The organism is Qipengyuania sp. YIM B01966 (genome assembly GCF_016461955.1).
GTDB lineage: Bacteria > Pseudomonadota > Alphaproteobacteria > Sphingomonadales > Sphingomonadaceae > QFOP01.
Genome location: NZ_JADMNM010000007.1, coordinates 29,549 through 43,154, shown reverse-complemented (window position 1 = coordinate 43,154; position 13,606 = coordinate 29,549). Strand labels below are relative to the sequence as shown.

At 69.8% G+C, this 13,606-nt stretch carries 12 protein-coding genes; 9 read left to right on the top strand and 3 right to left on the bottom strand.

The window, feature by feature from the left end:
• Positions 1-8: 8 nt before the first annotated feature.
• Positions 9-1,250 (top strand): UbiH/UbiF/VisC/COQ6 family ubiquinone biosynthesis hydroxylase, encoded by a 1,242-nt coding sequence (locus ILT46_RS09140; RefSeq protein ID WP_199504339.1) that lies wholly within the window; start codon positions 9-11, stop codon positions 1,248-1,250.
• 4 nt (positions 1,251-1,254) lie between these two features.
• Here the strand turns inward: ILT46_RS09140 and ILT46_RS09135 are convergent, their stop codons facing one another.
• Genes ILT46_RS09135 through hemC form a run of 3 tightly spaced genes read right to left on the bottom strand, consistent with a single transcriptional unit; the run spans position 1,255 to position 3,814 of the window.
• Positions 1,255-2,148 carry a mitofilin family membrane protein gene (locus ILT46_RS09135; protein ID WP_199504338.1) on the bottom strand — a complete coding sequence of 298 codons (894 nt, stop codon included), beginning with the start codon at positions 2,146-2,148 and terminating at the stop codon, positions 1,255-1,257.
• On the bottom strand, positions 2,145-2,876 hold the full coding sequence (locus tag ILT46_RS09130) for a uroporphyrinogen-III synthase (protein ID WP_199504337.1): 732 nt from the start codon (positions 2,874-2,876) through the stop codon (positions 2,145-2,147). Before ILT46_RS09130 ends, ILT46_RS09135 begins: the two co-directional genes overlap by 4 nt.
• Positions 2,873-3,814, bottom strand: a complete 942-nt coding sequence (hemC, locus tag ILT46_RS09125; RefSeq protein ID WP_255528375.1) for a hydroxymethylbilane synthase — start codon at positions 3,812-3,814, stop codon at positions 2,873-2,875. The genes ILT46_RS09130 and hemC overlap by 4 nt, the downstream gene beginning before the upstream one ends.
• A gap of 44 nt (positions 3,815-3,858) precedes the next feature.
• Between hemC and tsaD the strand changes: the two genes are divergently transcribed.
• From tsaD to ILT46_RS09085, 8 genes are all read left to right on the top strand, one after another.
• On the top strand, positions 3,859-4,899 hold the full coding sequence (gene tsaD / locus ILT46_RS09120) for a tRNA (adenosine(37)-N6)-threonylcarbamoyltransferase complex transferase subunit TsaD (protein ID WP_199504336.1): 1,041 nt from the start codon (positions 3,859-3,861) through the stop codon (positions 4,897-4,899).
• An 11-nt stretch (positions 4,900-4,910) separates the two neighbouring features.
• A complete protein-coding gene (locus ILT46_RS09115) occupies positions 4,911-5,912 on the top strand; it encodes an NAD(P)H-dependent glycerol-3-phosphate dehydrogenase (RefSeq protein WP_199504335.1) in 1,002 nt (333 codons plus the stop codon).
• Positions 5,909-7,390 (top strand): lipopolysaccharide biosynthesis protein, encoded by a 1,482-nt coding sequence (locus ILT46_RS09110; RefSeq protein ID WP_370592402.1) that lies wholly within the window; start codon positions 5,909-5,911, stop codon positions 7,388-7,390. The genes ILT46_RS09115 and ILT46_RS09110 overlap by 4 nt, the downstream gene beginning before the upstream one ends.
• Positions 7,391-7,415: 25 nt before the next feature.
• Positions 7,416-9,089: an alkaline phosphatase D family protein gene (locus ILT46_RS09105; protein ID WP_233397151.1), complete on the top strand. Its 1,674-nt coding sequence runs from the start codon at positions 7,416-7,418 to the stop codon at positions 9,087-9,089.
• Positions 9,086-9,970: a LysR family transcriptional regulator gene (locus ILT46_RS09100; protein ID WP_199504334.1), complete on the top strand. Its 885-nt coding sequence runs from the start codon at positions 9,086-9,088 to the stop codon at positions 9,968-9,970. Before ILT46_RS09105 ends, ILT46_RS09100 begins: the two co-directional genes overlap by 4 nt.
• Positions 9,971-10,061: 91 nt before the next feature.
• Positions 10,062-11,066 carry an N-acetyltransferase DgcN gene (dgcN, locus tag ILT46_RS09095; RefSeq protein ID WP_199504410.1) on the top strand — a complete coding sequence of 335 codons (1,005 nt, stop codon included), beginning with the start codon at positions 10,062-10,064 and terminating at the stop codon, positions 11,064-11,066.
• Positions 11,051-12,031 (top strand): N-acetyl-D-Glu racemase DgcA, encoded by a 981-nt coding sequence (gene dgcA / locus ILT46_RS09090; RefSeq protein ID WP_199504333.1) that lies wholly within the window; start codon positions 11,051-11,053, stop codon positions 12,029-12,031. Before dgcN ends, dgcA begins: the two co-directional genes overlap by 16 nt.
• Positions 12,028-13,602, top strand: a complete 1,575-nt coding sequence (locus ILT46_RS09085; protein WP_199504332.1) for an N-acyl-D-amino-acid deacylase family protein — start codon at positions 12,028-12,030, stop codon at positions 13,600-13,602. The genes dgcA and ILT46_RS09085 overlap by 4 nt, the downstream gene beginning before the upstream one ends.
• Positions 13,603-13,606 lie beyond the last annotated feature (4 nt).

The window sequence follows — 13,606 nt, the reverse complement described above, 5'->3', positions numbered from 1 at the left end:
CAGCGGCGATGAACGGGCAATCGGAACAGGCCGTGGACGGCGACAGGCGAGATCTGGTGATCCTTGGCGGCGGGCTGGTCGGGATGACGCTGGCGCTGGCCGCCGCGCGCCACGGATTGTCGAGCCATGTGGTCGATCGCGCCAATCCGTCAGACTTGACCGCCGAGGGGTTCGACGGGCGCGCATCGGCCATTTCCACCGCGAGTTGGAACCTGTTCACCAATATCGGCCTGGCCGATGCGCTGGAATCGCATGGCTGCCCGATCGCCGAAATCGCCGTCAGCGACCAGTTGAAGCCGGGCGAAATCCGCTTCCGGCCCGGGCCCGAGGAAGGCTCGCTGGGGCGGATGTTCGCTAACCGGCAGTTGCGGCTGGCTCTGTTCAAGGCGGCTGCGGCCGAGCCGTTGATCGCCTGGCATCCGCGCGCCGAAGTCATTCATCGCGAGCGCGGCCCGCACGGCGTCGCGGTTACCCTGGCTGGCGGAACGCAGTTGCGCGGTTCGCTGCTGGTCGCCGCCGAAGGCCGCGCCTCGCCCACGCGCGACGAGGCCGGGATCGGTCTGGCGAAGTGGGATTATCATCACCGTGCGATCATTGCCGGGCTGGTTCACGAACGCGCGCATGACAATGTCGCGTGGGAAATCTTCTGGCCCGAGGGCCCCTTTGCGCTGCTGCCGATGCTCGATGATGCGGCCGGCCGCCATTGCAGCGCGCTGGTCTGGACCGTGAGCGAGCAGGACGCGGCCGGCGTGCTCAAGCTGTCCGACGCGGCGTTTCTGGGCGAAGCGCGCGCGCGGATGGGGCCGCTGTTTGGCGAAATCCTCTCGGTCGGGCCGCGCTCCTCCTATCCGCTGGGCTTCCAGCATACTGCGCGGATCGTCGAGGATCGGTTGGCGCTGGTCGGCGATGCCGCCCACGGCATCCACCCGATTGCCGGGCAGGGGCTCAATCTCGGCCTGCGCGATGTGGGCGCGCTGGTCGAAGTGCTGGCCGAAGGCGCACGCTTGGGGCTGGAGCCGGGCGACGCCCAATTGCTGGCGCGGTATCAGCGGTGGCGCGGGCTCGACAGTTTCAGTGTCGCCCTCGCGACCGACGGGCTGACCCGGTTGTTCGGCATCCCCGGCCGCACCGCCTCGGCGGTGCGCCGGCTGGGCATGGGCGGGGTCGAACGGCTCGGCCCGCTCAAGACCTGGTTCATGGACGAGGCGCGGGGCGTATCGGGCGAGGTGCCGGCGCTGATGCGCGGCTGAGCGCCTAGCGGGCGATGGCGGTTTCTGCTGCCGGGCTGAGCTGTTCGACCGCATGGCCTTCACCATCGCGCAGCCGCCGCGGTTCGAGGATCGCAGCCGTCTCGATCAGGTCGAGCGCCTTTTGCACTTCACCGTAATTGCGCGCGTCGCGGATCCAGCGGCTCGCGCCATCGGCGCCGGGCAGCGCCTGCACCTCCGCAATCGCCGCGTCGATGCGGCCGGTTTCGAGAAACGCGCGCGCGCGCTCGAGTCGCTGGTCCGCTGCCGGCGATGGCGAGCTGGCGCGGCGAATGACGAAGAGTTCCGACAATTCGCGCTTGAACCTGCTCCATCCCTGTTCGCTGCTGGGTGAGGCCAGTTGCGGTGCCAGCCCGTCGAGCCGGGCCGCGAGTTGATCCTGCGTGATCGGGTTCTGCCCAGCGCGCAGCACGGTTTCAACCGCATTGGGCAGCGCATCACCGAACCGCAGGCGCAATTGTTCGCCCAAATAGCCCAGCTCGGCCCCGCGCTCGAGCGCGCGGCGGGTGGCAAAGGCGATCAGCAACCCTTCCGCCCGCGCGGCATTGCCCGTCGCGGCCTGGGCCTGCAGATCGAGCCGGGCGATGCGCTGTTCGGCCGCGGCCAGCCGCTGGTTCAGCCCGCCCTGCTGCTCGGCCACCTCGGTCACCTCGCGCGCTAGTGTTGTCGCACTGGGCAGAGGCAGCGGTGTTGCCCGGGCCGAGCTGGCGGGCGTAGTATTTGTGGTGGTCGCAATCGGCTGGTTGGCCGCGCGCGCGCCATTCTCGGCCGCGACGCGCCACACCATCCAGCCAGACAGCACCGCGCCCACCACAAAGGCAGTCAGCAATGCCCAAAGCGGAAATGCGGACCGGCTCGGCCGTTCCTGCTGCATATTCATGATTCCGTCCCGTCCGCCGCGCCGCTTTCAGCGTCAGTGCCAAGCTTGTGGCACATCGCTGCCGCCAGCGCTAGCAATGGCGCCTCGGCCGGGCGGTCGGCATGGCGGACCTCCTGCCAGCCGGGGCCGGCGGCCGCCGAGATGCGGGGCCCATAGGTCGCCAGCGCCAGTCGGGACCGGTCAAGCGCCAACCGGTCGCATTCGCGCGCGAAATGGCGCGCGGCGGCGGCGGAATGAAGGAGGACAATCCCGCCACCGGCGAGCTGGTCGCCGAGCGACTTCGGCAGGGGCAAGGCAGCCACGCGATACAGCGCGATCTCGTCCACCGTGACGGTAGGCGGCAGGTCCAGCAGCACCCGCTCTTCCCCTGACAGGCGCAGCAGGCGCAGCCGCGCCCCGTCCGCCGCCAGCCGGTCCACCACGCCTTGCAAATAGCCTTCGCCGCAACTGGCCACGGTAAAGCCCGCGGCGCGCGCGGCGTCGGCGGTCGCCTCGCCGACCACATGCGCCGGCAGCGCGGCAAGCGCAGCCAGTTCCGGTCCGCCCGCCCGAAAGACATTGGCGCTGCCGATCAGCAGTCCGTCATAGCTCGCCGGATCAGGCGACTGCCATCGGACCGGCTCGACCGCGAACAGCGGCATTCCGCCAATCGCCAGACCTGCCTCGGCACCCGCCGCGCGGGTCGCCGACCAGCCGGGTTCCGGCCGGATGCAGAATACCGGCTTCATGGTCCGGCAAACAGGGCAGCGATGCCGGGGGTGGCGCGCGCGAGCAGATCGGCCGCCAGCCGCGCGGGCGTTTGTGTTTCGCTCAGTGCAAAACTGGCTGAGCCATCGACACGCTCTGCCCCATCGCTGCTGAACAGCGCCGCGTGCAGAACGGCATGGTTGTCGTCCATCTCGGTCCACGCCGCGATCGGACTGTGGCAATTACCGCCCAGCGCCGCGAGCAGCGCGCGTTCGGCGAGCACGGCCTGATGGCTCGGCTGATGGTCAATCGCGGCAAGCAGGTCGCGAACCCGCTGATCGCCGCTGCGGCATTCGATCCCGATCGCGCCCTGGGCCGGCGCAGGCAGCCAGTCGCCCGGTTCCAGCGGCGTGCCGGTGCCGGTTTCACCCAACCGCGCCAGCCCGGCGGCGGCGAGGAAGGTCGCATCGGCCTCGCCCGCAGCGAGCTTGGCCAGCCGCGTGGCGACATTGCCGCGGAACAGCACCACCTGGCAGTCCGGCCGGCGATGGCGCAACTGGGCCGCCCGGCGCGGCGCGCTGGTGCCGACCACCGCACCTTGCGGCAACGCCTCGACCGAGCGCGCGCCCACCAGCACGTCGCGTACATCCGCGCGTGGCAGCACGGCGGCAATATGGAGCGCAGCCGGGCGGCTGGTTTCGACATCCTTCATCGAATGCACCGCCGCATCGATCTGGCCGCCCGCCAGCCAGGCGTCGAGTTCCTTGGTCCACAGCGCCTTGCCGCCAATATCGGCCAGCGGCCGGTCCTGAATGCGGTCGCCGCTGGCGCGCACGCTGACCAGTTCGACCGCGCTTTCGGGCCAGCCATGCGCCGCGCACAGCCGCGCACGTGCCTCGTGCGCCTGGGCCATGGCCAAGGGCGACTGGCGCGTCCCGAGACGCAACATCGGGGCGATATCCGGGGAGGCCTCGCTCATGGGTTGCTTGCCCTAGCGGTGCATCTGGTTCAGGGGAAGCGGCCATGGCGATCGTGCTCGGCATCGAATCCAGTTGCGACGAAACCGCCGCTGCGCTCGTCAGTGCGGACCGGCGGATCATCGCCCAGCGGATCGCCTCGCAGGACGATGCGCACGCGCCCTATGGCGGGGTGGTGCCCGAAATCGCCGCCCGCGCCCATGCCGAACGGCTGGCACCTATGATCGCCGCGGTGCTGGACGATGCCGGGCTGGAATTGACCGATCTCGCCGCGATTGCCGCCACGGCGGGGCCCGGACTGATCGGCGGGGTGATGGTCGGCCTCGTCAGCGCCAAGGCGCTGGCGATGGCATCCGATGTGCCACTGATCGCGATCAACCATCTCGAGGGCCACGCACTGAGCCCGCGGCTGGCCGACCCGGCGCTCGACTTTCCCTATGCCCTGCTGCTGGTTTCGGGCGGGCATTGCCAGATCCTGCGGGTGGATGGCGTGGGCCGCTATCGCCGGCTGGCGACGACGATCGACGATGCTCTGGGCGAAGCGTTCGACAAGACCGCGAAAATCCTCGGCCTCGGCTATCCCGGTGGCCCGGCGGTCGAAGAACTGGCGGCCACCGGAAACCCGCACGCGGTCCCCCTGCCCCGGCCACTCAAGGGCAGCGCCGAGCCGCATTTCTCCTTCGCCGGGCTCAAGAGCGCGGTGTTGCGCGCCAAAGAAAGCGGCGCCCATGCCGATGCCGACATTGCCGCCTCGTTCCAGCAGGCCGCCATCGATTGCGTCACCGACCGGCTGGCGCGTGCGCTGGAGCAGATGGGGCCGGTCACTGCGCTGGTGGTCGCGGGCGGTGTCGCCGCCAATCAGGTGATGCGCGCCGCGCTCGAAGCGGTCGCCGCCGCCCACGGCCTGCGCTTCACCGCGCCCCCGCCCGCGCTGTGCACCGACAACGCCGCGATGATCGCCTGGGCCGGGATCGAACATCTGGCGCAGACCGATTTCACCCCCGCCCCGCTCGACATTGCCGCACGGCCGCGCTGGCCGCTCGACCCGGCGGCCGAGCCGGTGCGCGGCGCCGGGTATAAAGGATAGGGCGATGGGCGATGGACGCTGAGGCGCAGGTCGGGGTGCTGGGCGCCGGCGCGTGGGGCACGGCGCTGGCGCAGATGCTGGCATCCGATGGCCGTCCCGTCTTGCTATGGGCACGGGAGGAGGAGCTGGTCGGGGAAATCAACCGCGACCACCGCAACACGCCGTTCCTGCCCGGCGCGGCGCTCGCGCCAAGTATCCGCGCCACCGGCACGCTGGGCGAGCTGGCGGCGTGCGATACCATCCTCGCCGTCACCCCGGCGCAATTCCTCGGCCAGATGCTCACCGGCTTGGCCGCCGCGCCGCGCGATCTGGTAATGTGCAGCAAGGGGATCGAGGCCGGTAGCGGGCGCTTGATGAACGAGGTCGCCGGCGAGGCGATGCCCGGCGCGCAGCTGGCGGTGCTCTCGGGCCCGACCTTCGCGCACGAGGTCGCCGCCGGCCTGCCGACCGCGGTAACGCTGGCTTGCAGCGGCGGCGAGGAGCAGTGGGAGCGGCTCGCCCCGATCATCGCGCGGCCGGCTTTCCGCCCCTATTATTCCGACGATCTCGCCGGCGCGGAGGTGGGCGGCGCGGTCAAGAACGTGCTCGCCATTGCCTGCGGCGTGGTGGACGGGCTGGCGCTGGGCCAGAACGCCCGCGCGGCGCTGATCGCGCGCGGCTATGCCGAGATGCTGCGCTTTGGCGAGGCGCTGGGCGCGCGCGCGGAAACGCTGGCCGGCCTGTGCGGGCTGGGCGATCTGGTGCTGACCTGCTCGTCCACCTCGAGCCGCAATTTCTCGCTCGGCAAGGCGCTCGGCGAAGGGCAGAGCGCGGCTGCGCTGATGACCGACCGGCGCACTGTCGCTGAAGGCGCGCACACCGCCCCGGTCCTCGCCGGCCTCGCCCGCCAGCGCGGCATTGCCATGCCGATCGTCGATGCGGTCGTGGCGCTGCTGGGCGGTGCCCCGGCCCGCGCGGTGGTTGGCGCGCTGCTCGCCCGCCCGCTCAAGCCCGAGCAGGACAGCCCCGCGTGACCGCCACCACCGACGGCGAAATCGCCGCGCTGGCCAAGGGGGGGCGGACCAACTTTCTCGGTTTCCTGCTCCGCCTTGCCGCGCGCCTGCCGTTCCTGTTCATCGCCGGGCGGCTGTACGGCGCCGATGCGCTCGGGCGGTTCGCCTCGGCGCTGGTGGTGGTCGAACTGGTCGCGCTCGTCTGTTCGCTGGGCGAAAAACGCGGCCTGGCGCAGCGGCTGGCCGAAAGCGACACGCGTGAAGCGAACCTGATATACGACGGGCTGCTGGCGGCGCTGGTGCTGTCGCTGATCATGGCCGGGTTCTTCTGGCTGGTGCCGCAGCCACTGTTTCCGAGCGGCAATTACACGCCGCTCGATCAGCTGATCGTGCTGGCGATCCCCGGCTATGCCCTCACCGAAATCGCGCTGGCCGCGCAGGCTTACAAGTTCGACATCGCCACCACCGTGCGGGCGCGCGCGATTGTCGAGCCGTGGACGATTTCGATCCTCGCGGGCCTGTTATGGTTCGTGGTGCCCGATAGCGGGCTGGAACTGGCCTATCTCGCCTCGATCTATGCCGGGCTGGCGACGGCGCTATGGCCGTTGCTGCGAACCTATGGCCGCCCGGTCGGCTGGCGCCCGCATCTGCCGACGCTCGCCCGGATGAGCTGGCGCGCGATGCCGCTGGCCGCGGCCGACGCGATCGAATGGGGCACGCGCCGGCTCGACATCTTCATCCTCGGCCTGTTTGCCGCCCCCACGGCCGTGGGCGTGTATTATGTCGCTCAGCAGGTCGCCTCTCTGCCGCAGAAGCTCAAGACAAGTTTCGAGCCAATCCTGGGGCCGGTCATCACCCGCAATCTGAAAGACCGCAACTACGCCGCGATTGCCCGCCAGATCTGTCAGGTGGGCTTCTGGATCACCGCGGCGCAAGCTGCGATCGGGCTGGCGCTGGGCATTCCGGGCGAAGGGGTAATGGGCCTCGTCGGGCCCAATTTCGTCGGCGGCACCGGCGCGCTGGCCTTCCTGCTGGCGGCCGAGGTGGTCGCCGCCACAGCTGTCGTGTCCGAAGCCGCGCTGGTCTATGTCGCGCGGGTCAAGAACCTGATGCTGTCGCTCGCTACCATTGCCTTGCAGGCGGGGCTGACCGTGGGGGCCATGCTGCTCGCCCGCGAAATGGACTGGAACGAAGGTTACAAGGCCGCTGCGGCCGCCGCCGCGCTGATGGTCGCGCTCGCCTTTGCCTCGCTGTCGAAGGCGTGGCTGCTGTCGCGGATCCTTGCCGTGCCGGTCAACAATTGGCGCTGGGCGCTGGTCTGGGCGGCAATTCCCGCCGCGCTGATCGGCTGGCTGGCAACATTCCTGCCCGAATGGGCCGAACTGGCTTTTGGTATTCCGGCCATTCTGGCAACCTACGGCTATGTGATCTGGCGGGCCGGCTTCGGGCCGGAAGATCGGGTGCTGTTTCGCAAACAGATTGAAACAAGCAGCGAATAGGCGCGGGTGTGAAGGAGATTTCCCGATGAGCATGACCGTCACCCGCCGCACAGCCCTCGCCGCGCTTGGCGCCAGCAGCGCCGGCCTCGCCAGCCCGGCCCTGTCCACGCCGCGCCGGCTCGACGATGCCCGTTTCCTGCACGGGGTGGCGAGCGGCGATCCGACAGCCGCAGGCGCGATCCTGTGGACCCGGGCGACCCCGGCCGAGGGCGCGGCAGGCGATATTCCGCTGCAATGGCACGTCGCCGAGCAGGCCGGCGCCCAGCCGATCCGCTCGGGCCGCGTCACCGCCGCCGCCGCGCGCGACAACACTGCCAAGGTCGAGGTCACCCGCCTGCAGCCGGGGCGGGATTATTGGTACTGGTTCACCACAAGCAGCGGCACCCCCTCGCCCGTTGGTCGCTTCCGCACGCTACCGGTGGGCCGGACCGAGGATTTCGTACTCGCGCTCGCCTCGTGCCAGTTGTGGGCCGGCGGGTTCTTCAACGCCTATGACGATATGGCGCGGCTCGACCGGCTCGACGCGGTGCTGCACCTGGGCGACTACATCTACGAATATGGCGCGGACGGTTATGGCACCGATATCGGCCGCCAGCTTGGCCGGCTGCCCGATCCGCCGCATGAAATCATCACGCTGGCCGATTATCGCCGCCGTCATGCGCAGGTGAAAACCGACCCCGCGCTGCAGGCGGCTCATGCCCGCGCCGCGTTCATCACCGTGTGGGACGACCACGAAACCGCCAATGATGCGTGGATCGGCGGGGCGGAGAACCACGATCCCGACACCGAAGGCGACTGGCGCGCGCGCAAGGCGGCGGCGTTGCAGGCCTATTTCGAGTGGATGCCGATCCGCGATCCACGCCGCGGCAGCGACCCGGCCGCGATCTTCCGCAGCTTCGAGATCGGCGATCTCGCCACGTTGGCGATGGTCGAAACCCGGCTGCTCGGCCGCGACGAGCAGATCGCTTCGAAGGGCGAAGTGGTGGCTGATGCGGACATTGCCCGGATGCTGCGCGATCGCCAGCAGCCGGGCCGCGAATTGCTGGGTGCGGCGCAGTTTGCCTGGCTGGAAAATGTCCTGCGCCGCTCGGTCGACTCGGGCAAGGTCTGGCAATTGCTCGGCAATCAGGTGGTCATGGCGCGCGTCGCCGGCCCCGATATCGAACTCGGTTATGGTCCTGAACGCTTCGCCGCGATCATCGCGCGGATGCCCGAAGGGTGGCGCACGCGCATCCGCGCAACGCTCGCGGGCTATCGTGCGGGTCTACCGTTCAACATGGATGCGTGGGACGGCTATCCCGCCGCGCGCGAGCGGCTTTACGCCATGCTCCGCCGGATTGGCGCGCGCCCGGTCATGTTTGCCGGCGACAGCCATGCCGCCTGGGCCAACGATCTGGCCGATGCCAGCGGCACGGTGGTGGCCAGCGAGTTTGGCACCACGGCGATTTCCAGCCCGTCCTTCGGCTCGCTGCTGCCCGGCCTCGGCCAAATCATCGCGGCGCAGAATAACGAGGTCGTGTTCAATAATCAGGATGACAAAGGTTACACCCTTGTCACCCTGACGCGCGAGGCGGCCACGGCGGAATTCGTCACGGTCTCGACTGTCATGAGCCGCGTCTATCAGCGCGGAGTTGCCGGCCGGTTCACGCGCGGGACGGAACGCGGGGCGCGGCTGCGCGGGGTGACGGGCAAGCGATGAACCTGCGCCATATCGAGATCTTCCACGCCGTTTATGTCAACGGCTCGGTCAGCGGTGCGGCGCGCGCGCTCAACGTGTCGCAGCCATCGGTGTCGAAGATGTTGCGCCACGCCGAAAGCCTGCTGGGGTTCCCGCTGTTCCAGCGCACCAATGGCGGGCTGATCCCGACCGAGGATGCGCACGCCCTGTTCGGCGAGGTGCGCGAGATCCAGGACCGGGTTCATGGCTTACGCGAAGCGGGCCGCAATCTGCGGCGCGGCGTCGGCGGCACGCTGCGCGTGTCGGCGCTGCCGTCGTTAGCGCTGGACGCGATCCCGACGGCGGTCGCGCGCTTCCTGCACAAGCATCGCGACGTCCGCTTCGACCTCCAGACGCTGCACCATGACGAGGTGCTGCGAAAGCTGCACGAGCGAGAAACCGATCTGGCCATTGCCTACGAGGTGCCGCCCGCCGGCCCGGTGCTACAACGCTGGGTCGGCGAAGGGGAACTGGTAGTGCTCTATCGCGAGGCCGACCTGCCCGACGCGCCATCCTCTATCGGATTGGAGCAGCTTGGTGGGTCGCCCTTCATCAGCGTTGCCGGCTCCGGACCGACCGGGCGCCTGATGGCGGCCGAACTCGAACAGCGGGGTGTCACGCTCGAAGGGTCGGTCAGCGCGCGGACCTTTTACATGGCGGCGGCGCTTGTGCGCCAGGGCGTCGGGCTGACGGTGGTCGACAGCTTTACCGCACAGGCCTGCCTCGGCCCCGGCATGGCGATGCGCCCGCTGCGTCCGCGCGTCGCGTTCGACATCCATGCCGTCTCGTTGGCCAGCCGGCCGCTGGGCGCGCTGGCGGATGAATTTCTCAAGGTGCTGAAGCAGGTGCTCGACACCCCGTAAGCCCGCGCGGCGCGCACCATAGCAGCCGGCTATGGCGCGCTGTGCGATGAATATGCGGCGCTGTGCCGGCGCTGGCGATAGCGTCGCCCGCATGATCCCTGCGCCCTATCTGCTCTATCTCGGCAGCACCGCCGATCCGCTGTCGATCAAGACCTCGCGCGGGGTGGCTTTGTTCCGCGCCGAAGATTGCGTCGGTGAATTCCGCCATGACGCCTCGCCCCAGACGCTCGGCCTGCCGCGCATGACGATGGCGCAAGGGGCGGCGGCGGGGGCGCGCACGCTCATCCTGGGGATTGCCGGGGCCGGCGGCGCGCTGACTGAAGAATTGATTGCCGACGCGGCCGACGCGCTTGAAAACGGGCTCAATGTTGCCTCGGGCCTGCACAATCGGCTGCGGGATCAGCCCCGGCTGGCCGAACTGGCGCGAGAGCGCGGGCTCAACCTGTTCGATGTCCGCGATCCGCCCGCAGGGCTCGCAGTGGGCACCGGCCTGCCGCGCGCGGGCAACCGACTGCTGACCGTGGGCACAGATTGTTCGGTCGGCAAGATGGTCACCACGCTGGCGCTGGAGCGCGAGATGCGCGCGCGCGGGATTGCCGCGACCTTTCGCGCCACCGGGCAGACCGGCATTCTCATCGCCGGCGCGGGGGTGGCGGTCGACGCGGTGGTGGCCGATTTCATCTCGGGCGCGATCGAGCAATTGGCCCCGGCCCGCAAGGATGACGGCTGGGATCTGATCGAGGGACAGGGCTCGCTGTTCCATCCGTCCTTCGCGGGCGTGTCGCTCGGCCTGCTGCACGGCGCGCAGCCCACGGCGCTGGTGCTGTGCCATGAACCGGGCCGACCGCATCTGCGCGGGCTGCCGCATCGCGCCGTGTCGGACCTTGCCGAGTGCCTCCACGCTAATCTCGAAGCCGCGCGCCTGACCAGCCCCGATGTCGTCGCCGCCGGCATCTGCCTCAACACGCAAGGCCTCGAGCGCGCCGAAGCCCGCCGGCTGTGCGACGCGACCGCCGCGCGGTTCAACCTGCCCTGCACCGACCCGCTGGCTTTCGGCACGGCCCCGATCATCGACCACCTATGCCCCGCACATTAACCGCGCGGCACGACAGCTTCCGGCTGAACCGCCCGTTCCGCATCGCGCGGGGGACCAAAGTCGCAGCAGATGTGGTGACCGTCACGATCAGCGGGGACGGGGTCATCGGACGGGGCGAAGGCGTGCCTTACCCCCGCTACGGCGAGACCATCGACGGCACGCTGGCCGCAATCGAGAGTGCGCGTGTGCTGGTCGAGCAAGGCGGCAGCCGCGCGGATCTGCTGGGCGCGCTGGCGCCGGGGGCTGCGCGTAATGCGCTCGATTGCGCATTATGGGATTGGGAGCTCCGTAGCGGAATCACATCCGCCGCGGCGCTGCCGCCAGCCCGGCGGGTGGCCACAGCGATGACGGTGGTGATCGATACGCCGACCGTCATGGCCAGGGAGGCGGCGCTGCTCGCCCATCACCCGCTGATCAAGGTCAAGCTCGATGCCGATGACCCTGCAACCCGCCTGCGCGCCGTCCGCGCCGCCGCACCCTCGCCCGCGCTGATCGTCGATCCCAATGAAAGCTGGGACGAGCCCTTGCTGCGCGCGATGCAACCGGTGCTGGTCGAAATCGGTGCCGACCTGCTCGAACAACCCGTGCCCGCAGCGGCCGACGCGTTCCTCGAAGATTTCGCGCCCCTGGTGCCGATCTGCGCGGACGAGGCGGTGCATACGCTGGAGGATCTCGAACAGGTTGCCCGGCGCTATCAGGCGATCAATATCAAGCTCGACAAGACCGGCGGGCTGACCGCCGCGCTCGACCTGATGGCGGCGGCCCGGGCGCGGGGCATGGGGGTGATGACCGGTTGCATGGTCAGCTCCTCGCTGTCGATCGCCCCGGCGCTGCACCTTGCCGGACAGGCGGATTTCGTCGACCTTGACGGGCCGGCATGGCTGGCGGAAGACCGCAAGGGCGGGGTCAGCATGGCGGGCGGCTATCTCGCACCCGCAGCGCCCGGTTTCTGGGGAGCGGCATGACGGCAAGGATCATCGGATTTGCAGCGTTCGCCCTGTGCTGCGCGCCGATGGCGGTTGCAGCAGCCGAGCCCGACGGCCGCGCCGACTGGTTGCTGCGCGGCGGGACGGTCTATCCCGGCGCGGGCGAGCCGTTCATCGGCGATGTGGCTATCGACGGCGACCGCATCCTTGCCGCCGCCCCGGCGCTCGAGGCTGGCGGCGCGCAGGTGATCGATGCCACCGGGCTGATCGTCGCCCCTGGCTTCATCGATCCGCACACGCATCTGAGCGACCAATTGGCCAGCGACCAGCCCGATGCGCGGCTTGTTACGGGCTTCCTGATGCAGGGGGTGACGACCGCCTTCATCGGCAATGATGGCGGCGGCGCGCTGGATACGGGCGCCGTCCTCGCGCGCTATCGCGAGCGGCCGGTGGGCATCAATTACGCGACCTATGTCGGCTTTGGCGAAGTGCGCCGCGCGGTGCTGGGCGATGCTGCCCGTGCGCCCGATGTCGCCGAACTGGCGCAGATGCGCGCGCTGGTCGCCGCCGCCATGTGCGAGGGCGCACTGGGGCTGTCGACCGGGCTGTTCTACGCCCCGCAGAGCTTTGCCACGACGCAGGAAGTGGCCGATGTGGCGGCCGCGGCGGGCCGGCGCGGCGGATTTTACGATACCCATCTGCGCGACGAATCGAGCTATTCGATCGGCCTGCTCGCCTCGGTGGCGGAGGCGCTGGCGATCGGGCAGCAGGCCGAGCTGCCGGTCCATCTCGCGCATATCAAGGCACTCGGCGTCGATGTGCACGGCCAAGCGGGCGCGTTGATCGCGTTCGTCGAACAGGCGCAGGCCGCGGGCCAACGCGTCACCGCCGACCAATATCCGTGGAGTGCGTCGGGCACCTCGCTCGCGGCGGCGCTGGTTCCGCGCTGGGCGATGGATGGCGGGCGCAGCGCGATGCTCGCGCGGTTCGACGATACGGCGCAGAGAGCGCGCCTGCACAGCGAGATGGCCGAGAACCTGCGCCGGCGCGGCGGGGCAGCGTCGCTGCTGATTACCGAAGGTCCCGATGCCGGCCGCCGCCTGTCGGAGATTGCCGCCGCCGCGCAGACCGACCCGGTGACAGCCGCGCTGGCCACCATTCGCCGGGCCGACGTGGCGGTTGCCTCGTTCAACCAGACCGAGGGCGACATTCGTGCCTTCATGGCCCGGCCGTGGGTGATGACCGGGTCCGACGCTTCGGCCGGCCACCCGCGTGCCTATGGCTCGTTCGCGCGCAAATATGCCGAATATGTCCGCACAAACCCGGCGCTGAGCCTGCGCGAATTCATCTACCGGAGCTCCACCCTGGCGGCGCGCACTTTCGGCCTTGCCGGGCGGGGCGAGCTGGTGGCGGGCGCCTATGCCGACATCGTGGTGTTCGATCCCGCCCGCTTTGCCGCGCGGGCGGATTATGGCGCCCCCACCCTGCTCGCGGCCGGGGTCGACACGGTGTTCGTCAATGGCGCGCTGGCGGTGGAACGCGGAGCGCTGACCGGCCGGGCCGCCGGGCGCGGCCTGCCGCGGACGCCGCCAGCGGGCACCTGCCCCTGATGCC